This window comes from Bacillus sp. Bvel1 (assembly GCF_014872755.1).
Lineage (GTDB): Bacteria > Bacillota > Bacilli > Bacillales > Bacillaceae > Bacillus > Bacillus velezensis.
This window is the reverse complement of sequence record NZ_JAAOBZ010000006.1, coordinates 481,990-504,202: the sequence shown is the minus strand read 5'-3', so window position 1 is coordinate 504,202 and position 22,213 is coordinate 481,990. Positions and strand designations below refer to the sequence as shown.

At 45.8% G+C, this 22,213-nt stretch carries 17 protein-coding genes and 1 pseudogene; 4 read left to right on the top strand and 14 right to left on the bottom strand.

The annotated features are described in order from the left end of the window. Positions 1-15: 15 nt before the first annotated feature. Complete coding sequence (gene cheV, locus HAP68_RS06720; protein ID WP_007409609.1) at positions 16-927, bottom strand: chemotaxis protein CheV; 912 nt, start codon at positions 925-927, stop codon at positions 16-18. A gap of 188 nt (positions 928-1,115) precedes the next feature. Here cheV and HAP68_RS06715 point away from each other — a divergent pair, with 188 nt between their 5' ends. Further along, positions 1,116-1,277 (top strand): hypothetical protein, encoded by a 162-nt coding sequence (locus HAP68_RS06715; RefSeq protein WP_007409608.1) that lies wholly within the window; start codon positions 1,116-1,118, stop codon positions 1,275-1,277. Between the two features lie 200 nt (positions 1,278-1,477). Beyond that, positions 1,478-2,697: pseudogene (locus HAP68_RS06710) on the top strand (aminotransferase A). Here HAP68_RS06710 and HAP68_RS06705 read toward each other — a convergent pair. Continuing rightward, positions 2,673-4,493 (bottom strand): PAS domain-containing protein, encoded by a 1,821-nt coding sequence (locus tag HAP68_RS06705; protein WP_015417363.1) that lies wholly within the window; start codon positions 4,491-4,493, stop codon positions 2,673-2,675. The pseudogene HAP68_RS06710 and the gene HAP68_RS06705 overlap by 25 nt on opposite strands. Before the next feature lie 177 nt (positions 4,494-4,670). Next, positions 4,671-6,803, bottom strand: coding sequence for a peptidoglycan D,D-transpeptidase FtsI family protein (locus HAP68_RS06700; RefSeq protein ID WP_024085235.1), 2,133 nt, complete (start codon positions 6,801-6,803; stop codon positions 4,671-4,673). A 340-nt stretch (positions 6,804-7,143) separates the two neighbouring features. Between HAP68_RS06700 and HAP68_RS06695 the strand changes: the two genes are divergently transcribed. Further along, the gene (locus tag HAP68_RS06695) at positions 7,144-7,920 is read left to right on the top strand and encodes a CAP domain-containing protein (protein WP_021493761.1); all 777 of its coding nucleotides are present in this window, start codon (positions 7,144-7,146) and stop codon (positions 7,918-7,920) included. Between the two features lie 36 nt (positions 7,921-7,956). Here HAP68_RS06695 and HAP68_RS06690 read toward each other — a convergent pair whose 3' ends face one another. The 9 genes from HAP68_RS06690 to HAP68_RS06650 form a co-directional block, all read right to left on the bottom strand. After that, positions 7,957-8,823, bottom strand: coding sequence for an NAD(P)-dependent oxidoreductase (locus HAP68_RS06690; protein WP_024085234.1), 867 nt, complete (start codon positions 8,821-8,823; stop codon positions 7,957-7,959). A gap of 80 nt (positions 8,824-8,903) precedes the next feature. Further along, entirely contained in the window at positions 8,904-10,871 is a 1,968-nt protein-coding gene (locus HAP68_RS06685; protein ID WP_024085233.1) for a methyl-accepting chemotaxis protein, read from the bottom strand. A 127-nt stretch (positions 10,872-10,998) separates the two neighbouring features. Further along, a complete protein-coding gene (gene splB, locus HAP68_RS06680) occupies positions 10,999-12,027 on the bottom strand; it encodes a spore photoproduct lyase (protein WP_003154644.1) in 1,029 nt (342 codons plus the stop codon). Positions 12,028-12,111: 84 nt separating this feature from the next. Then, positions 12,112-12,351, bottom strand: a complete 240-nt coding sequence (splA, locus tag HAP68_RS06675) for a splAB operon transcriptional regulator SplA (protein ID WP_003154646.1) — start codon at positions 12,349-12,351, stop codon at positions 12,112-12,114. Between the two features lie 87 nt (positions 12,352-12,438). Continuing rightward, entirely contained in the window at positions 12,439-14,154 is a 1,716-nt protein-coding gene (gene ptsP / locus HAP68_RS06670; RefSeq protein WP_015417356.1) for a phosphoenolpyruvate--protein phosphotransferase, read from the bottom strand. Further along, positions 14,154-14,420: a phosphocarrier protein HPr gene (locus HAP68_RS06665; RefSeq protein ID WP_003154654.1), complete on the bottom strand. Its 267-nt coding sequence runs from the start codon at positions 14,418-14,420 to the stop codon at positions 14,154-14,156. Before HAP68_RS06665 ends, ptsP begins: the two co-directional genes overlap by 1 nt. Positions 14,421-14,516: 96 nt before the next feature. After that, positions 14,517-16,613 (bottom strand): glucose-specific PTS transporter subunit IIBC, encoded by a 2,097-nt coding sequence (gene ptsG / locus HAP68_RS06660; RefSeq protein WP_003154656.1) that lies wholly within the window; start codon positions 16,611-16,613, stop codon positions 14,517-14,519. Between the two features lie 230 nt (positions 16,614-16,843). Then, positions 16,844-17,710: a glucose PTS transporter transcription antiterminator GlcT gene (glcT, locus tag HAP68_RS06655; protein ID WP_012117426.1), complete on the bottom strand. Its 867-nt coding sequence runs from the start codon at positions 17,708-17,710 to the stop codon at positions 16,844-16,846. Positions 17,711-17,760: 50 nt separating this feature from the next. Continuing rightward, positions 17,761-18,726, bottom strand: coding sequence for a LacI family DNA-binding transcriptional regulator (locus tag HAP68_RS06650; RefSeq protein ID WP_014304909.1), 966 nt, complete (start codon positions 18,724-18,726; stop codon positions 17,761-17,763). A gap of 99 nt (positions 18,727-18,825) precedes the next feature. Here HAP68_RS06650 and HAP68_RS19625 point away from each other — a divergent pair, with 99 nt between their 5' ends. Next, positions 18,826-18,951 carry a hypothetical protein gene (locus HAP68_RS19625; protein WP_003154659.1) on the top strand — a complete coding sequence of 42 codons (126 nt, stop codon included), beginning with the start codon at positions 18,826-18,828 and terminating at the stop codon, positions 18,949-18,951. Between the two features lie 57 nt (positions 18,952-19,008). Here the strand turns inward: HAP68_RS19625 and HAP68_RS06645 are convergent, their stop codons facing one another. Beyond that, positions 19,009-20,103 carry a M24 family metallopeptidase gene (locus tag HAP68_RS06645; RefSeq protein ID WP_003154660.1) on the bottom strand — a complete coding sequence of 365 codons (1,095 nt, stop codon included), beginning with the start codon at positions 20,101-20,103 and terminating at the stop codon, positions 19,009-19,011. A 113-nt stretch (positions 20,104-20,216) separates the two neighbouring features. Further along, a complete protein-coding gene (locus HAP68_RS06640; protein ID WP_024085232.1) occupies positions 20,217-22,130 on the bottom strand; it encodes a heavy metal translocating P-type ATPase in 1,914 nt (637 codons plus the stop codon). Positions 22,131-22,213 lie beyond the last annotated feature (83 nt).

Here is a 22,213-nt window from a genome sequence, read left to right as displayed (position 1 = left end):
TGCATCGGCTTTTTTCTATTCAATCACGTACGTATCCACTTTTTTAATGAGCTCGCTGATTTCAGGCTTGCTGATCTGTTCATCCGCTCCGACTACTTCGCCCCGGTGGCGCAGGTCGTCCGTAATGAGGGACGAGAAAATCATAATCGGCACATCAGAGCTTTGCGGGTTATCCTTAAGGAGCTTCGTCAAACGATGCCCGTCCATTTTCGGCATCTCAATGTCACTGATAATCATGTCAATATGATCTGACAGGTTTGCTCCGTTATCCGTCAGTTCCACGACGTAATCATACGCTTCTTTTCCGTTTTCAAATGTAACGATTTCACTGTACCCCGCCTCAGTCAGCTCATCCGTCAAAAGACGCATCAGAAGCGGCGAATCTTCAACGATGATCAGTTTTTTACCCGCCCGTCTTTCATCAAATCCTTCCTGATGGACATGATAAGTCTCAACTCCGGATGCCGATTCAATATCGTAAATGATCTTTTCATAATCAGGCAGAAAGATCATCGTGTCTTCCAGTTTGATGATTCCCGTTAAATGCCGCTCCATGCCCTGGTTCAGGGAAGTCGGCTTTTCAATCGCCTCCCAGGACACCCTGTGGATTTGTGAAACGGAACCGACGTGAAAGACGATTTTCCGCTTGTTGAATTCCGTTACGATATATTTATCGTCTTTTGCTCCTTCGGCATCAACGCCGAAAAAGGTATACAGACTGATGACGGGAAGAATTTCGCCTCTCAGCTTAATCATCCCTTCTACGTCTTTATGAGACTGAGGCACAGATGTGACATCTACCGGCTGAATGATTTCCCGGACTTTCATCACATTTATGCCAAATGTATTGACGCCTACTTCAAATTTGACGATTTCTAATTCGTTTGTGCCTGAATCCAATAAAATATCGTATTGTTGTAAAGACAATTCAATCCCTCGCTATCCGCATTCAGTATTGTACTGTATATATCGGCTGTAAACGGAAAAAGTGAATGTATTCGGGCCAACTGGCCATGAACTCTTTATAAAAAGATGCTTTTTTCTGATATCCCATTGACTTTTTGACATCGAGTGGTAAAATAGTCAAGGATTTTTCAGGAAGAAGGGTGTAATAAATGGGTACAGTAGTCATATTCGACCAAGATCAAATGACGGTGTTAGAAGATATCAGCAAAACGGCTTACCTGCAAATGAAAAAAGAGGCGAAAGAGCGTCCCGACAAGCCCGCTCCATACATCTTATGGCGGGAAGACGTCAGCTTTGAATACGGGTATTAATGACATTCGCCACATATCACAATAGATAGATCATGATACAATGAAGACAATCATTTCAGCTGGTTGTCTTATTTTTTTCTGAAAGAAGGTATGTTTTCACATATCGGACATATACTCGGGATAGTTCAATAAAAAGATGACAAATGCTCAGCTAGTGGTAAAATAGGATAAACTCAATATATAGTATAAGGTGATGAATTATGGAACATTTGCTTAATCCGAATGTAAAAGAAATTGAAATTTCAGGAATTCGCAAATTCTCAAATCTTGTAGCTCAGCACGATAATGTCATTTCGCTTACGATCGGCCAGCCGGATTTCTTCACGCCGCACCATGTCAAAGCGGCTGCCAAAAAGGCAATCGACGAGAACGCAACGGCATATACTCCGAACGCGGGCGGCCTTGAGCTGAGACAGGCCGTTCAGCTTTATATGAAGAAAAAAGCTGATTTGAATTATGAGGCTGAAACTGAAATCATCGTCACAACCGGGGCAAGCCAAGCGATTGACGCGTCTTTGCGGACGATTTTATCTCCAGGCGATGAAGTTATTCTCCCCGGACCGATATATCCGGGCTACGAACCGATCATCCGCATGTCGGGCGCCGTTCCGGTTCATGTGGATACGACGACACACGGATTTAAGCTGACGGCGCGGCTTATTGAAGAATCGCTGACACCAAAAACAAAATGCGTCATTCTTCCTTATCCGTCAAATCCGACCGGTGTGACATTGTCTGAGGAAGAGCTGCAAAACATCGCAGCCGTCCTGAAGGGCAGAAATGTTTTTGTCCTGTCTGATGAGATTTACAGCGAATTAACCTATGACAGACCGCATTATTCGATCGCGTCTTATTTGAGAGACCAGACGATCGTCATCAACGGCCTGTCAAAATCACACAGCATGACGGGCTGGAGAATCGGTTTCATTTTCGCACCGAAAGAAATTGCCAAGCACATCTTAAAAGTTCACCAATACAGTGTGACATGCGCGTCTTCAATCTCTCAGAAAGCGGCTCTTGAAGCGGTGACAAACGGTGTTGATGATGCGCTTATTATGAGAGAACAGTATAAAAAGCGGCTTGACTATGTATATGACCGTCTTGTTTCAATGGGGCTTGACGTCGTAAAGCCGTCAGGCGCATTTTATATCTTCCCTTCCATTAAGTCATTCGGAATGTCATCGTTTGATTTTAGTATGGCTCTTTTAGAGGATGCAGGTGTGGCTCTTGTGCCCGGCAGCTCGTTTTCAAAGTTGGGTGAAGGGTATGTGAGGCTGTCATTCGCATATTCACTGGATACATTGAGAGAAGGCTTGGACCGGCTGGAAGCATTTATTTTAAAAACGAGAGAATCCATGCAGACTATTTAAACAACGGCATAACGCCGTTGTTTTTTTATTGTTTCGGGAATGTAATGTGAAAGGCCGTGCCTCTGTCCGGTTTGCTGTCTACTTGGATGGCTCCCTGGTGGTTTTTAATAAGGTTGAATGTGACCATCAGCCCCAGGCCGGTTCCTTTTTCTTTCGTTGTCAAAAACGGTTCGCCTATTCGTTTCAGCACGTTTTCCGGTATCCCGTCGCCCTCGTCTTTCACCGTCACATTAACGGAATACTCATCTTCTGTCATGATGATGTGAACCGTTCCCCCATCCGGCATCGACTCAACGGCATTTTTAATCAGATTGATAAACACCTGTTTCAGCTGATTTTGATCACCGTTAATATACATGCTGTCATGTTCGTAATCCGTTTTGATAAAAATCCCTTTAAGATTCGCCTGCGTCTCTAAAAGAGCGGTCACTTCACTTATAATTTTCTTTAAGTTTACACGCTCTTTCACGGCGTTTTGCTGAGGTTTGGCAAGCATTAAAAGCTCACTTAAAATTAATTCGATTCTGCTCAGTTCAGAAAACACAATTTCAAAGTAATGTTCGTTTTCCTCCATCGTCGGCTTCATGAGCTGTAAAAATCCTTTGATCGCCGTCAGCGGATTGCGGATTTCGTGAGCGATTCCCGCCGCCAGCTGCCCTGCGATAGACAGCTTCTCCGACTTCAGCATTAATTCCTCCGTCTGCTTCCGCTCAGAAATGTCACGCAGAATGACCTGCACGGCCGTTTCTCCGAAAAACGTCGTCGGAATGCAGACCATTTCCGTGTAGATCAGCCGGTTTTTAAAGGTAAACCACGACTGCTTAATGATTTCTGACTCGGTCTTTCGGTCGATAATATTTTGGATCCGCTGTTTTACGCCGTCATGATCGCAGGGATGAAGCTGATCATAGACGTTTTTCCCGATTAAATCTTCATAGGTTTCAGCCTCAAACAGCGAAATGCCCGACTCATTCATGAATACCCATTTATCATTGTGAATCACGGCGATCGTGTCAATTGAATTCTGAATGAGGAGCTGATAACGCTCTCTGCTTTTTTGCAGAATCGTTTGGAATTTTTTCCGTGAAGAAATATCAATCAGAAGCAGCAATTCCGCCCGCTGATTTTTATATGTCGTCGGTGCCGCCTTCACTTCTAAATGAACGGGCGTGCCGTCGAGCCTTCTCCACGTCTGTTCGATCATTCCGACTTCCATTCCTTTTTGCATCCGCACAATTCGGTTTTTCACAATGTCGTGATACTCTTCTTCAATAAACTCATAGGAGCGCCTGCCGATTACCTCGTCTTTGCTTTCGGCTCCCAGCATGGCAAGCATCGCGTTGTTGGCGTAGGCGATTGTGCCGTTGATGCTGACATATAAAGGATTCGGCAGCATTTCAACAAGACGCTCGAATTCGCCGTTTCCAGCCGCATCTTCCGACTGTTGTTCTGCCTTTTGCTTCTTTTGTTCATACATATAAGGCCGGCGGGGCGTCTTCTCCTCAAGCACCTTGATTTTGAGGATGATTTCCCGATCCGTCCCCTCCATTTGCGGTGTGACAATTTCCACACCCGCTTCAAGCCATACGATGGTATGATCTTTTTTAATAAGACGAAAGGTGCAAGGCATCAAATGATGCTCATTATAGAAGTAACTTTCAACCAAAAATTGATCTTCTTCATGCAGGAACGTTTTGAGAAATGACCCGATCATCTCTTCCTGAGAATAACTGAAATACGATTTGCAGTTTGCAGAAATATACATAATACGCCCGTTAGACGTCAAAACGGCATGAAGATCGGTTTTCGATTGAAACTGTTTGACATGCTGAGTATCCTGTTCCACAGAATCCCTCCTTTGCATTATACTCGCACTGCAGGCTGGACACGGACTGATATAAAAAGAAATTCCACTAGATTGATTCGCTAAAAAATAAGCATTCTCCTTCTATTCTTATTGTGAACGTCAATTTTCCTGAATGAAAGAAAGGGCGCACGAGATGTTCGGCCGCCCTTTCATTTGTTATTTTTTATTGTATTTCTTTTCAAGTTCTTTGTAAGCGTCAATTGCTCCTTTAGCAATGTTTTTGCTGACATGATCGTGATCATCCTGAACAGTCGGTACGACGACGCTGAATGCCACTCGTGGATGTTCTGACGGATAATAGCCGACAAAGGTCAGGTTATACGTGTCTTTCCCCCACCAGTTTTTGTTCGTGCCGTAATAGTGCGTCTCCGCGGTTCCCGTTTTACCGGATACATCAGCGCCTGAACCTTGAAATGTTGAATAAGCCGTTCCCTGAGGTGAGCTTGTAACCAATTTCATCCCTTTATGAACTTGGTCAAAATCGCTCGGGCTGTTATTTACTTTGTTCAAAATTTTACTATCTCGCTGTTCAATCGCTTTTCCAATCTTGTTTTTGCTGTCCGGTTCATGAATGCTTGTGACGATCCGCGGCTGGACGCGATACCCGCCGTTTGCGATGGCTGAAATATATTGAGCCATTTGAAGCGGCGTATACGTATCAAACTGTCCGATCGCAAAGTCAAGCAGCAATCCCCCGACCATTTGCGGATTTGACTGCATGCCCGCTGATTCCTGCGGAAGATCAATCCCGGTCTTCACACCCAAACCGAATTGGGCATAGTAGTTCCGCATTTTTTTAATATCGTCTAATCCGGCAGGCAGTGTACCGTACGGCCTGTAGTTAATGCCGGCGATATGCATGGCCACATGAAACATATATACGTTTGAACTTCTTTGCAGCGCGGTCAGCTCAGTAATGGCTCCCATTTGTGTCCACGATTGTTTTCTCGTTTTGCCTTTAAATACAAGCGGTGCATCGACAAACGTTTTATAATGCGGGAGGCCGCTTTGGTAACCCGCGAGAACAGTCGCTCCTTTAACAGCAGAGCCCATCTCATATTGGGTCGTAAATGATCCGATCGCAAAATCCTGTATTTTATTTGTTTCGAGATCGATGCGTTTCCCCGCCATTGAGAGGATATCCCCGTTGTTCGGGTCCATCATGACGGCAAATCCTCTGTCAACCATATAGTTGCCTGCGGCGCGGCTTCTTCTCAGCTCTTTTTCAATGACTTTTTCAACTTTCGACTGCAATTCCATATCGAGCGAGAGCTGCAGATCGTAGCCTCTGCTGCCTTCATCGACGGGCTTTTGGCTGACGACTTCACCTTTGCTGTTTTCCACATACTCTACTTTTTCTTTATGTGCGTTTAAATAGTCTTCATACTGATATTCAATGTAGCTTTTTCCCACCCGGTCATTCAGTGAGTATCCTCTTGTAACATAATAATCTTTCCGTTCGCCCAACAATCCCTGTTCCGGTGTCGTCACACCGCCGAACAGAGAGTACAGCGTTTTGTCGTACGGATATTTCCGCGTCCAGTCATTAATTACGTCAATGCCGGGGAGCTCTTTCAGGTGCTCAGATACGACAGAAACTTCTTCATATGTCAGGTCGCTTTTCGGTTTCTGTTTGTTGTTTTCATGTTCGTCAAGCAGTGACCCGCTGTTTCCGTTTCCGTTCAGCTTATTCGGGTCCATTGATTTGACGACTTGCGGCTGATAGGCGTTGCCGCTTGAAAAACGCGTATAAATCGCCGCGATTTCCAGCTCTTTTTTATTTTGTTTGATCGCATCAATCTCCTGCTTCGGGACGCGTTCAATCTGGCGTTTGTACACTTCTTGCGGCTTCAGGCTGTTTTCTGAATCCTTCATAAGCTTTTCCGCCTTCTTCGGATGTGCGGCAAGCCAGTAATCAATGATATTTCGATCCTTCATAAATTCAGTATCAATATGAATCAGTGCGGCGAGATTTTTTGCCGTTTTCAATTTGTCCTTTGCCGAGGTTTTTGAGGTAGAAACGTATACAATTTCAGGCACAGCCTGGTTATCAACCGCCACTCTGTTCCGCTTGTCATACATCTTTCCCCGCGGTGTCGGATAATAGGCGGTTTTTGCATTTGCCTTCTCCGCATCCTGGCGGTGTTTATCCCCTTCGACAATCTGGACGATGCCGAGTTTAAAAATCAGTGCCGTAAAGAGAAGAAAAACAATCAAAAAATAGAGATTCATTCTCAGCGCTCTGTAACGTTTCGTTTTTTTCTTTGGTTCGCGCGCAACTTCAGCCACTTTCTGTTACACCTCTCAAATCATTGAATATATTTACATAAACAGATTTTAATTGTAACATTTTTGTAAAAGTTGTTACAGCGAAAACGGGTAAAAAAAACTGTCAAGATCAAATTATCTTAAAATATATCTAACACTTCAAATAATTTGAAGAGATGTAACGGATTTTAAAAAATAAATACAGATCGTTTTTCCCGGTATAGAGCCATTTTTCTGCGCTCAATTACAATTATGACAAGAGTTTGTTGTCAAAGGAAATGGCTGCCTGCATTATGACAAAAAAGCTGTGATAAGATTTTTCATGTAGAAAAAAACAACTTCTCTGGGAGGCTATAAACTTATGAAAAAAGCATTTCTCTTATCTGCCGCCGCGGCAGTCAGTTTGATTACATTCGGAGGCATTCAGCAGGCATCTGCCAAAGAGCTGTCATGCCAGCACGTCGTTACCGTGAAAAAAGGAAACACCGTACAGCATCTGACTCTTCAAGAGGCTGTTGAAAAACTACATATGAAAACGAGCGCGAAACAGCTGAACGTTAAAAATGAGAAAGAACTGAAACAGCTGCTGCAAAAACACGCAAAGCATTCTGACATGACAGTTAAGGATGTACAAAAAGAAACACCGGCAAAAACGGCTCCGGCAGCTGCCGAAAAACCGAAAGCCGATCAAAACAAGACGGCTGACAATGCAAAGCAGACAGATAACACAAACAACAGCAGCGAGAAAACTCCTTCATCTGTCAGTGCGTACGAAAAGAAAGTCGTTGAATTGACAAATGCAGAGAGACAAAAGCAAGGCTTAAAACCTCTGCAGATTGATGAAAAATTAAGCAAATCAGCTCACGCAAAATCACAAGATATGAAAGACAAAAACTATTTCGATCACCAAAGTCCGACTTACGGCTCACCTTTCGATATGATGAAGTCTTTCGGAATCACTTATAAAACTGCCGGTGAAAATATCGCCAAAGGACAGCCGACTCCTGAAGCTGTCGTTAAAGCTTGGATGAACAGTGAAGGCCACAGAAAGAACATTATGAATCCTGAGTTCACTCAAATCGGTGTCGGTTATGTAGAATCAGGAAACATCTGGACACAGCAATTCATCGGAAAATAAATAAAAAAAGATTGCCCCGGCGGGCAATCTTTTTTTTTATTTCACCCAAAGCTTATAAATGCTTTGAGTTCCGCTGTTTTCTTCACCTTGCGCGGAAAGCTTGTCGTACAATGATTTGGCCAGCGCCAATCCGGGCATTTCTTCTCCCATGAGCTCCGCTTCTTCAAGAGCAATTCCCATGTCTTTAATAAAGTGTTTCACGTAAAATCCGGGCGCAAAATCGCCTTTCAGCATACGGGGAGCGAGGTTGGACAATGACCAGCTGCCAGCCGCTCCGGTTGTAATGCTTTTCAGCACTTGTTCCGGGTTCAGACCGGATTTTTCTGCGTAAGCCATCGCTTCAGCCACTCCGACCATCCCTGCTGCAATCGCGATCTGATTGCACATTTTCGTATGCTGGCCGCTGCCAGCCGGCCCTTGATACTGAATGTTTTCCCCCATAACGGAGAAAAGCGGCAGGCATGCTTCAAACGCTTCTTTTTCTCCTCCGGCCATAATGGCAAGCGTTCCGTTCCTCGCGCCGATGTCTCCGCCGGAAACGGGTGCATCCAAGGCGTGAATGGATTTTTCTTTGGCTTTCTCCGCTATCTTCTTCGCCAGAGACGGTTTTGATGTCGTCATGTCAATGACAAACGCCCCTTCTTTTGCGTGCCGGAGAATGCCGCTTTCACCGAGATAGATTTCCTCGACATCACTCGGATAGCCGACCATGGTAATAATGATGTCTGCTTTTTCCGAAAGGTCTTTGACCGTCTCCTGCCAGACCGCTCCCTTATTCAGAATCTCTTCCGCTTTTTGTTTCGTCCGCGTGTAGACTAAAACAGGATAGCCCGCTTTTAAAATGTGCGATGCCATACTGTTTCCCATGACGCCCAAACCGATAAATCCGACCGTTTTGTTCACTGCGCTTTCCTCCCCTGATGCGATTCATATATCACTCTTTCATGTCTATATTACCATATTATAGGCTGATAGAGACTGCGTCACAAGGTGAATTTAGAAATGGCGCTGATCAGATCTTCGCTTGCGCTCTTTAACATATCAGTCGATTGCTTCACTTTTTCAAGCGTAACGAGCTGTTCATCAGTAGAAGCATTCACTTCTTCCGCCGCTGCCGCAGATTCTTGAGAAATGGCGGAGATGCTTTGAATCGCTTCTTGAATCGCGGCTTGTTCTTCACTCATTTTTTGAATGTCATTGTAAATATGATCTATACCTTGAACGAGAGACTGCATTTCCGTTGTAATCAGATTGAGAACCTCACCCGTTTCATGAATGGCGCTGTTTTGTTCATCATTCATTCTGCTTGCCTCAATCATCGCGTGTGACGCTTCTTTTGTCTCAGATTGAATCAGACGGACCGTCTCACTGATATGGCCGGAAGAAAGAGCTGATTGTTCAGCAAGCTTGCGGACTTCTTCCGCGACGACGGCAAAGCCCCGTCCGCTTTCTCCCGCTCTTGCGGCTTCTATGCTCGCATTCAGCGCCAAGAGATTCGTCTGGTCTGAAATAGCGGATATTGCCGTCACGACTTCTTCTATGTTTTTCGTTTGTTCTTCCAGGTCATTCAGCATTGCCTCTACTTTTTTCGTTTCTGAATTGGCTTCGTTTGACTTCATCAGCAGCTGCCCGAGCGCGTCCAATCCTTTGTAGCTGGCATCCTCTGAAGATTTTGAGAGTTGTTTTATGCTGCCTGCGCGATCTGCGATTCCTTTTATTTTGACTGAGAGATTTTCTGATTTTTCGTTGATCGTCTCAACCTCTGACGCTTGCTCTGTCGCTCCGGCGGCGACTTCCTCTATCGCTTTTGCGATTTGTCCGCTCGTTTCATTTGTTTCTTGTGAAATGACGGTTAGCTGGTCAGATGTATCAGACACATTTTCTGAGGAGGCCTTGACCTGTTCGACCATCTCTTTCATATTTTCAACCATTTGGTTAAAGTCTTTTGTTAACTCGCCTACTTCATCTTTTGATTTCGTCTGGGCGCGGACGGTTAAATCTCCCGCTGAGACTGAATTTGTTTTTGCGATCAGCTGCTGAATGGGCCCGGTTATCGTTTTTGCGAGGAAATAGCTGAGTCCGATCGTAATCACAAGGGCGATCAGTGACATAAAAATGCTCACCGTGTTCATTTTGTCGGCTACTCCCATCAGCTGATCTTTTTCAAACTGCGTTCCGACTTTCCACCCTGTTTCTTTTACCGTTTGGTAGACGACCATGTTCCCCTGCAGCTCTTTGATGCCTTCTTTGTCCGCAGTGATGTCTTTTAACGTCTGATCTTCCGAAATATTTTTTCCCTGTTTTGCCGGATGGGCCAGAAGAGAGCCGTTTTCATCCGCCAAAAACGCAAATCCTTTATACGGAACCTTTTGCTCGTTGACCATGCTCTGAATGGAGGACAGCTTCAAATCTAAGCTCGCCACTCCGACGACGGTTCCTCTGTTTTGAATGGCTTTTGACGCCGTCACGATCATGTCTCCCGTCACTGCATCTTTATAAGGGTCAGTCCAGACAACCTTATCGGGTTTTTCAGCCGCCATCTTATACCACGTTCGATTTGTCGGATCATAGTCTTTGGCAAAATCGGCCTTTGGATATGTAAACATTTGTTTGTTTGCGGTTCCGACGTACGCAAGCGCGACATATTTGTCATTCTGTCCGATCTGTTTTAACTCATCGTTAAAAAGCCGCGCGGTTTCTTTCTTCCCATCTGATAGAAAAGACCGGGACAATTCACCGTCTGCTAATCTCATTAATACGGTCTCATCATTTTTCAGCTGAAGCTCAATGTTCTGACCGAGTGAATTGGTGACATTCTCTGTCGTACGTTTTGCTTCCTCCGTCATCATCGGCTTTAATGTCAAATATGAAGAAACCGTTAAAAAAACAACCGTTACAATAAGCATTGCCGATACAAACACAGCAATTTTGATATGCATTTTTTTAAACATAACCATCCCCTCCTGAGAGTTATATCGGTCTTTCGGCCAAGAAAATGAATAAATCTTGAAATAAATATCAAACATTTCCGTCATTTGGCGCAGCAAAAAAAAGAGCCGTCATGCCGACAGCTCCGCCTTACGTAAAATATTCGATTTTCGCTTTCGGAAAATAGGTTTCGATATAAGATTCGAGTGTTTCCCTTAAGGCATGTTCTTCGTCTTTTTGGTATATATATTTGCCGATTCCGTAGCGTCCCCATTTGTACCTGCGCTTTTCTTCATCAAGCTCAAGCTTTGTTTTCGGATAGTTCTTCTCAATCACCCGTTTGGCCGGTTTTGTAAAACGATGCTGGATCAGTTCAAATGTGATGTCATGCCGAACGTCTTCATCAAGCGCCGCATCCAGTTTCTCAAACAGCTCCTTATAGCCTTCCTCCCAGCCATCGTGAATATAAATAGGCGCCACGATGAAACCGAGCGGATAGCCCGCTTTAGCGACTTTGACGGCGGCTTCGATCCGTTTGTCGAGCGGAGAAGTTCCCGGTTCAAAGTTTTTTATGACATAATCCGCATTGATGCTGAATCTGAACCTAGTCTTTCCGTTATGTTTTGCATCAAGCAAATGATCGACGTGGTGAAATTTAGTCACGAATCTGAGCTGCCCCAATTCGCTTTGTCCGAAATGTTCAATGGCTCTTTTTAATGTATGTGTCAGATGATCGATTCCGACGATATCAGACGTACAAGAGGCTTCAAATCTTGTAAATTCCGGCGCCCGTTCTTTCATATACTCATCAGCCTGATCCAGAATCTCTTCCACATTGACATATGTCCGGATGTAAGGCTTTGACCCCATCGTCGTCTGCAGGTAGCAATAGTGGCAATGCCCCATACAGCCTGTCGCAAATGGAATGGCATATTCGGCGGACGGCTTTGAAGAATCGAATTTCAGTGTTTTCCGGACGCCGATTACCAATGTTGATTTCGCGTTCCGGTATTGCTGCAAGTGATTTTTCCCCGGAATATTCCGGACTTGATTATGCGATGTCGTTTCTCTGATCTCAAGCCCCATGTTTTCAAACTTATTCTTCAGCTCTTGTCCTAACGGGTATTCGAGCGCTCTCGGTTCAATATAAACAAGCTGGGGCACAAACGGCTTCAACATAGACAGACACTCCCTTTACATATTCTCATGTTGTTACTTTCCGTTTAAAAGAGAGTGAATATGCGTTGTAAACATTTCCTTTGATCAATGATACCGGTCTTCTTCAAAAAGCTCGCTGTAAAGCGCTTCCGCTTCCTCATATGTCGAAAAGACCGCGTCATCTTCGGCCAGCGGATGATAGGTTTCATATAAAAACAGAGACAGTTCTCCCTCATGATACGGATGATGGACGATCTCCGCCTCTTTAATATGGGCAACATTGGCCGCATGCGGATTGCGGTAAATCACATAGACCGTATCCCCCGCTGCAAATGATTTTGTCATAATAATCCCTCCTGTTGAACGTTATTGTTCCCCCCTTTTTTCCGAATATGAAAAAAACCAGACGGCTTACACCGTCTGGCTTTTGTATTACTTATTGAATGTTTCTTTAACGAATGCGACAACCTCTTCTGTCGTGCTCATAGACAAGATTGTTTCTTTGAATGATTCAGCTTCTTTTTTAGAAAGCTTGCTGATCTGCGTTCTTGCCGGAAGGATGGATGTAGCGCTCATCGAGAACTCATCTAAGCCTAAGCCGAGAAGAATCGGAATCGCAATTTCGTCTCCCGCCATTTCTCCGCACATGCCGACCCATTTGCCCTCTTTGTGAGCGGCTTCAATAACAAGGGTGATCAGACGGAGAATCGCCGGATTGTATGGCTGATACAGATAAGCTACGCGCTCGTTCATGCGGTCAGCAGCCATCGTGTATTGGATCAAGTCATTTGTTCCGATACTGAAGAAGTCAACTTCTGCGGCAAACTGATCTGCGATCACGGCTGTAGACGGAATCTCTACCATCATACCGACTTCAATATCGTCAGAAACCGCTACGCCGGCTTCGACGAGTTTTTCTTTTTCTTCGAGAAGAATCGCTTTCGCCTGTTTAAACTCGTTTACTGTCGCAATCATCGGGAACATGATTTTTAAGTTTCCGTATGTACTTGCACGAAGCAGCGCACGAAGCTGAGTTCTGAAGATTTCTTGCTCTTCAAGGCAAAGGCGGATGGCTCTGTAGCCTAAGAACGGGTTCATTTCTTTAGGGAGCTGCAGGTAAGGAAGCTCTTTGTCGCCGCCGATATCCAATGTCCGCACGACAACTGATTTTCCTTCCATACGCTCAAGAACCGTTTTATAAGCGTCAAACTGCTCGTCTTCCGTCGGAAGCTGGTCGCGTCCCATGTAAAGGAATTCCGTACGGTAAAGCCCTACAGCTTCTCCTCCGTTTTCAAGAACGCCTTTTACATCGTCAGGTGTGCCGATGTTTGCGGCAAGCTCTACATGATGGCCGTCTTTTGAAACAGTCGGTTCATTGACGAGCTTCGCCCACTCAGCTTTTTGCGCCAGGTAAGCACTGTGCTTTTCTTCATATTTCTTTAACGTTTCACTGGAAGGATCGATGATCACATCACCATCGATGCCGTCTACGATTACCGTAACACCGTTTTCAATTGTCCCTGTAGCCGCTTTTGTGCCGACAACAGCCGGAATTTCAAGCGAACGGGCCATGATCGCGGAGTGTGAAGTGCGTCCGCCGATATCAGTTGTAAAACCTTTTACAAACTGGCGGTTTAATTGCGCCGTATCAGACGGTGTCAAATCTTCAGCCACGATAACAACCTCTTCTGAGATCATGCTCGGGTTCGGAATTTCCACGCCCAGCAGGTGCCCCGTCACACGTTTTGTTACGTCACGGATATCCGCCGCACGCTCTTTCATGTATTCGTTATCCATTGATTCAAACATAGTAACGAACATGGAAGCTGTTTCTTTCAAAGCGAATTCAGCATTGACTGAATCTGTGCTGATTTTCTCCTTTACCGGGTTCAGCAGCTCAGGATCACTCAGAACTAAAAGGTGCGCGGAGAAAATGTCAGCTTTGTCTTGTCCCAGTTCTTTTAAAGCATGCTCTTTAATTTTTTCAAGCTCTTCTTTAGAACGTACAATCGCTTCATCAAAACGGCTTACTTCAGCCGCAGCATCAGCAATGTTTTTCTTTTCAACCGTTAAGTCCGGCTCTTCAAGCCGGTATGCTTTCGCAATCGCAATTCCGGCTGAAGCGCCTATTCCTTTTAATTCTTGCATTACTCGCCGAGTCCTTCGCTTTTCATTGTTTCTTCTAAAGCGTTAAGAGCATCGTTTTCGTCAGCGCCTGAAGCGGAAATTGTGATTTCAGCGCCTTTAGCGATACCTAGAGACATAACGCCCATGATTGACTTAAGGTTTACTGTTTTGCCGTTATATTCTAAGTTTACGTCAGCATCGTATTTGCTTGCAGTCTGTACAAGAACTGTCGCAGGACGAGCGTGGATTCCGGAATCTGCTGTTACTTTAAATGTTTTTTGTGCCATGATTATCATTCTCCTTTAAATTAAAGCTATTTTACTACACAATATTATATCATACAGCCGTACTTGTCATCTGACAAGCACGGCGTATTTATATGCTTATTTTCCGATTTTCACAATATCTTTTTGTTCCCGTTTTACGGTACCTTCGGCCGAAAGGGAAATCGCTTCACCCTCGGCAAGATTTGTAAAGACAATCGGTGTCATTAATGAAGGAACATGAGGTTTAACCGCTTCAAGATCAACTTCAAGCAGCTTTTGCCCCGGTTCAACCCGGTCACCCTCAGAAACAAAAGAAGTGAATCCTTCGCCTTTCAGGCTGACTGTGTCGATTCCGAAATGAATCAGGATCTCTCTTCCGCCGTCAGACTGAAGACCGATCGCATGTTTTGTCGGGAAAACATTCAGCACTTTTCCGCGGACAGGCGATACGACGATTCCTTCTTCAGGAAGAATCGCAAAACCGTCACCCATCATTTTTCCTGAGAACACCTGGTCAGGCACATCGGTAATCGGATGGATTTCGCCGGTGATCGGAGAAGCGAACACTTCTTCACCCTGCTCGTTTCGGAGCGGATCTGCGATAACCTCCTCAACCTGCTGGCTGACTTCTTCTTGTGCGGATACTTTCGGTTCAGGGCGCGGCGTGCGTCCGGCGATAATATCCTGCATCTGTGTTTTTAAACCGTCAGAACGCGGGCCGAAAATGGCCTGAATGTTGTTTCCGACTTCAAGAACGCCTGAGGCGCCAAGCTGTTTCAAACGAGTCTTATCCACTTTCTTCTGGTCGTTGACCGTAACGCGGAGTCTCGTGATACAAGCGTCAAGGTGCTTAATGTTTTCCTGGTCACCCATTGCCTGCAGGATTTCATAAGGAAGGTCGCCGGCTTCGCCTGAGGCGCCCGCACCTTCATCCGCAGCCTCTTCTTCACGGCCCGGCGTTTTCAGATTGAACTTTCTGATCGCAAACCGGAAACCGAAGTAGTAAATAACGGCTAATCCTAGGCCGACCGGAATGACAAGCCACCAAGCCGTCCGGTTAGGCAGAATTCCGAACAGGAAGTAGTCAATCAGACCGCCTGAGAACGTCATACCGATTTTTACATGCAGCAGCTGCATAACCATAAAGGAAAGTCCCGCGAATACGCAGTGAATCGCAAACAGGATAGGAGCCACAAATAAGAATGAGAATTCAAGCGGCTCGGTAATTCCCGTTAAGAAACTTGTCAGAGCGGCAGAACCCATGATTCCGGCTACAAGTTTTTTCTTTTCAGGCTTCGCTTCATGATAGATTGCAAGCGCTGCCGCCGGAAGACCGAACATCATAAACGGATATTTCCCCGTCATAAATGTTCCCGCCGTCAGCTGTACGCCGTCTTTGATCTGAGCCATGAAAATCCGCTGATCTCCGCGGATGATGTCTCCGGCCGCATCTTTATAGCTGAAAAATTCATACCAGAACGGCGAGTAGAAAATGTGATGAAGACCGAACGGAATCAATGACCGCTCAATCATCCCGAAAATAAAGGCCGCCAAGGTTGGATTCGCTTCCACAAGACCCGTGGAGAAGGAATTCAGACCGTGCTGGATCGGAGGCCAGATCACTAACATAATAAGTCCGAGAATTAATGCGGAAATTGATGTGATAATCGGGACGAACCGCTTACCCGCAAAGAATCCGAGGTACTGCGGAAGTTCAATTTTATAAAACTTGTTGAACAATAACGCGGCCAGGACCCCGACGATAATACCGCCGAACACGCCAGTCGCCAAAGTGGGTATCCCCAGCATGTTAATATAGGCCGGATGGTTTTCCGCAAAAAACTTTGCCCGTTCAATTTTGTCAGACGGAATACTGCCGTTCGCCATAAGCACGGCGCTCATGGATACGTTCATGACCAGGTATCCGATAATGGCCGCGATTCCGGCAACACCGTCTCCGTTGGCAAGACCGATCGCAACCCCTACTGCAAAAAGAAGCGGCAGGTTGTCAAATACGATTTGGCCGGCGCTTTCCATGACGTTCGCCACAAGCTGAACGTTATCATTGCTTAAGAAATGCATGACTTGAATCATATCTTTGTTCTGCATGGCATTCCCTAACGCAAGCAAGATCCCCGCAGCCGGTAAAATCGCAACCGGAAGCATAAGAGCACGGCCGATTTTCTGGAGAACGCCGAATAATGCTTTAAACATAAAAGATGTACCTCCTCTGTTAGCTAGTGTGACCTTACAGCGAAAATTCATGACAACGAATTCACTGGCGCAAGTCTTCAGTTTAACCGTTTACATTTGCCCTTTTACACAACAAAAAAGGCATGAGTAAAAAGGGTGTGCAAAATAACGGGATCGTTCTTCCCGTTTTTTACCCTCAATCACTCATGCCTGATCGAATCAGTGACACGTTTTTAAGGTTTCAACTGAAATTATGAAATTTTATTGGTTAATCGGTACAAATGAAGCGTGAGATAAACCGCTTCCGCCTCATGAACTGGTTTTTTCAGTATTTGCTGCAAGATTTTTATCAGTTTCCAAGCAGTATTGTAGCATAGCGGGTATTCATTTTTCAATAATAACATTAACTTTTCTGGTTCTTTTGTCTGCTCTTCCCGATTAATCCTGTCTATGGTAAATCTGATATGCCGGATCAGCCGCAAATAGTGGACGCTTTCTTTATTCACTTTCATCTGGAAAGATTCCTCAATCACCTGAACGAGGCGGGACATCAGCTGTGAATGCTGATTGACCTCTGAAAGGGGCCGATTCGTCAGGGCGGAATGGATATGCAGAGCGATAAAGCCGATCTCTCCTTCAGGAAGGCAGATTCCCGTCTTTTCATTAATCATGCCGACGACTTCACGGGCAATTTGGAATTCTTCCGGATAAAGCGTTTCGGTTTCCATGAGAAACGGGTTTTTAATGTCAAACCCCTGCTGCAGCCGCTTTACCGCAAAGGCGATATGGTCAGTCAGCGCAATATGAATATGCTCATTTAACGGTTGGCTTGTCCGCTTCTTGATATGATAAATGACGTCATTGGAGATGTCGACAAGTGTCTCGTCCACATAACCGAGGAGCTTTTTAAATTGTTTTTGTTCTTTTTCATCCTTTAAGATGAACATCTTGTCATACCCTTTATCTTCAATGACATCCGCTTGTTTTTTTCCAAAGCCGATCCCTTTTCCGATTAAGACGACCTCACTGTATCTATCATGTGTTGCGATGAGCACATTGTTATTTAATACCTTTTCAACTGTAAAGGACCCCTTCATGATCCTCAGCTCCTTTGTCATTCAATACCTCATATCGTACAAAACGAACGGAAAGCGCGTCAATTCTTTTTTTAGACGGTTGATCGTTCAATAAGGCGGTAATCAAGAACTTTCCTTCCCGGAGGCCCGCCGCTGATCCGGTTCTCAAGCATGTGAAAAGCCTGCTTTCCCATTTCTTTCGTTTGTATATCTATTGTGGAAATACCTAACATCTTGCTGATATCATGATTGTCGATGCTCAAAATCGCAAGCTCTTCCGGGATGCGCGTCCCGTTTGCCTTGGCTTCAAGGTAAAGACCCGCGGATACTTGATCATTCGCCGCAAACAGCGCAGTCGGTTTGTCATCCCAGCTCTTCCATCTATGAAAAAGGGCTTTCCCGTCAAGCAGCGTCAGCACCTTTTCCACAACCAGCTCTTCCCTGTAAGGCTGCCCGATCTTCTTCAGCGCCTCTTTGTATGCGGCGATGCGGACTTGACTGTTTTTTCCCTTTTTTCTGGCCAGGCTGATCGCTATTTTCCGGTGTCCCTTTTCTATCAGATAATCCAGACCGTGCCGAAATGCTTCCCGATGCGGATTACTGATGGAGGAAAGCCCTGCCGCATCAGTGTACTGGCAGAGGATGAGCGGTTCTTTCACGGCAAGCAGATGCTCATCAGGAATTGCTTTGGAGCAGATAATCAGGCCGTCCACTTGGCGCTCCTGTAATTGTGATAAGGCAAAACGTTCTTTTTGCTGCTCATAATCTGTCTGGTATAAACAAAGATGCACGCCTGACGCTTCGGCAGCCTCGGCAATACCCGCAACAAGGTCTGCAAAATACGGAAGGTTCACCGACGGAAGCACAACGCCGATCATATCGGAAAAACCTTTGGATAAATGCACAGCATGAATGTTGCGCGTGTATCCGAGCGATTGCATCGCTTTTTTCACTCTTTCTCTTTTGTCCTTACTTACATAAGGGTGATCGTTTAAAACTCTTGATACCGTTGTAACGGAAACCCCGGCAGCGCCGGCAATGTCTCTGATCGTAGCCATGGCGTCCCCCCTTTCTTTTTTTCCCTTGATCTGGAATGCGTTTCATACAGTAAGCTAGAAACAGATACATCCTATTCGTTTGAAAGGAGAAGAACAGCGATGGGGATTCTTTGCTTAATCGGTTTGTGTCTGGCCATCCTCGGCGGCAGTTACCTTGCCCTGCGGCCCCTGAATGAAAAGCATGACATCAAACCATTTCAGCATTTTGATGATTTTTTCATTTAAAAGGTGATAAAAAAGGACGCTGCGTTCCAGAACCGTCCTTTTTTATCACAAAGCTTTCTATTTCAGAATCGTTAATTCTTTCGGATACTGCGTTAATGCTTCGGCGCCGTCTTTTGTGACAAACACATCGTCTTCTATGCGCACGCCGCCGACATCCGGCACGTAAATCCCCGGTTCTATCGTGTACACCATGCCTTCTTTGAGGAGTGTGTCGTTCGCGCTGCTCATTGATGGATATTCGTGAACCGAAATCCCGAGTCCGTGGCCGAGGCGGTGCGGGAAATAGTCTCCGTATCCGGCTTTTTCAATAATGCCGCGGGCTTTTAAATCAAGATCGCCGATTCTGACGCCGGGTTTACTTAATTGAAGCGCCGTCTGTTCAGCTTTAAGCACCGTTTCGTAAATCTCTTCCTGTTTCGGGCTGATTGATTGGTATGCGAATGTTCTCGTAATGTCTGAACAGTAGCCGTCAAGAATAACGCCCAGATCAAACAGAACAAAATCCCCTTTTTTCAACCGGTCTGCACCCGGATTCCCATGGGGCTGGCCTGATTTTTCCCCGAACAGCACCATCGTTGAAAATGACATGCCCTGCACACCTTTTTTCTTCAGCTCAAACTCAATCTGCGCGAGTACTTCGGTTTCACTCACACCCTCTTTAAGCGCCGCGACACCGACTTCAACTCCGTAATCCGCGAGTTTTGCCGCTTCCCTGAGAATGCTGATTTCCTTCTCATCTTTCACGAGACGGAATTGGTTGAGCGTTTCTTCTGCCGAAACAAATGCCGCGCCCCCTGAAGCTTGTTTGAGCTGTTCTGAGCGGGAAAGAGAGATCGAATCCTTTTCAACCGCGATGGAATCAAGCGGCACATTTCGTTTTGTGAGCTCGGCTTTGATCAGCTCCCACGGATCTTCGTGATCGCCGTAGCCGATAATACCATGCTCCCATCCGGCGCTGCGGGCTTGTCCGGCTTCCATTCCCGGACAAACGAAAAACGGCTCCTGTTCCTGAAACAGGAACAATCCCATTAACCGCTCATGCGGATCCGTGTAAAAATCAGTTAAATAAAATACGTTTTCCTTTGTATGTATAAACGCCGCATCATGTCCTTCTTTTTTCAGCCAAGATGAAACACGTTCTAATCTGTTCATTTTTTGCTTTTCCTCCTTACCAAAGTGACTCTTTATTCATTCTATCAGTTTTCCGGCGTTTATGCTGTGAACGAACATTAAAAAAACAGCCGCCCGATGTGCGGCTGTCATGTTTATTTTAATAATCTCAGTCCGTTCAGTATAACCAGAATCGTGCTCCCCTCATGCCCGATTACGCCAAACGGCAGTTCCATCACCTGCATAAAGTTAGCGCAGATCAAAAGGCAGATGACCGAGAGCGAGAAAACAATATTCTGCTTAATAATCCGGTTCATTTTCCTTGAGAGTCTGCACATTTTCACAAGCTTGTGAAGATCATTTTTCATAAGGACTAAGTCAGCCGTTTCTAGAGCCACGTCCGTGCCCCCGCCCATCGCAATACCGACGTCAGCGGTTTTCAGAGCGGGCGCGTCATTAATGCCGTCTCCGACCATGGCGATTGTGCCGTACGTTTCTTTCAGCTTCTTCACTTCTTTTGCCTTTTGGTCCGGCAGACAATCGGCAACAACCGTCGTCATGCCCGCCTCTTTCGCGATGGCAGCCGCAGTTTCAGACTGATCGCCGGTGAGCATGGCTGTTTGAATGCCCAGTGATTCAAGCTCAGCCATCACGGCTTTGGCTTCAGGGCGGATTTGATCCTTTAAGGCGAAGCAGCCTGCAATCCGGTCATCTTTTTTAACAAAGACCAGTGTAAAGCCTTTATCCTTTAATTCTTTTCCCGATGTCTGCAAAAAAGCATCTGCCGCATGTTCACCTGCAAATCCCGCTTTTCCGACCATCCATTTGACGCCTTCTATTTCAGCCTGAACACCGAATCCGGACGTCTCGTCAATCGATAGATGGCCTGCGGGCGCGGCGCCCCGGCTTTCGGCAAATTCAGCTATCGCTTTTGCAAGCGGGTGGCTTGATTGCTTTTCTATCGCATACACCGCCTGCATGATCTCATCTTCACTCACATTTTCCGCTGCTTGAAATGCCGCGACTGCCGGCTGTCCCTTTGTGACCGTGCCGGTTTTGTCAAATGCGATCATCCGTACGCTTCCCAGCTGCTCTAAAAACACACTTCCTTTAACCAATAATCCGTTGCGGGCCCCATTTGAGATAAGGGAAAGCGCAGCGGGCATAATAGAAGCAACAAGCGCGCACGGGGAGGCGACCACCATAAACACCATCGCCCGGTAAAAGGTTTCACTCCAGCTCCAGCCTAAAGCGAAATGAGGAACGAATAAAAGCACAGCCACGGCTAACAGCACGCCTTTGACATAGACACTTTCGAATCGCTCAATAAATGCCTGAGCCGGTGACACGCTGTTTTGGGCTGATTCCACCAGCCGGATGATTTTTCTGAATAAAGACTGTTCATTTGTTTTCGTCACACGAACCGTTAAGGAGCCGTTTCCGTTTACCGTTCCTGTAAACACAGAATCTCCTGCTGTTTTTTCCGCCGGCATCGCTTCACCCGTCAGCGCCGATTCATCGAGGCTCGTCACGCCAGACTCAATAATCCCGTCTGCCGCTACGCGTTCGCCCGGCTTAATGACGATCATGTCACCGATCTTAAGTTCAGCAGCCGGCACCCGCTTTTCCCGTCCGTCCGCAAGCAGGGTCGCTTCCTCCGGTTCCAGTTTCATCAAGGATGTTAAATCACGGCTGCTTTTATTCATCGTATATGTTTCGAGCGCGCCGCTTAACGAAAAAATAAAGATAAGAACTGCGCCTTCCGCCCAATAACCGATCAGGGCGGAGCCGACAGCCGCAAATATCATCAGCAGTTCCACATTTAACGCCTTCGTCTCAATGGTATCCTCAATTCCCTCTTTTGCTTTTGCAAATCCCCCGATCAGGAAGGCAAGGATATACAAAGTGACGGACAGGCCTTTTGTTTCGGTAAAAAACCAGGCCGCAAGAATAAGGACGCCGGATACGAGCGCCGCAATGAGTTCTGCATGCTGGAGCCACCTTTTTCCGGCCCGCTCTTCTTGTATCTGCTGTTGTGAATGGGTTTGTGTCATCACTTGTTCATTCATTATGAATTCTCCTCTCTAATTGAGAACGCAAATCATCTTCAATTCCCCGATAAAAGTAAAACAGCCGCCTGACAGGCAGCATT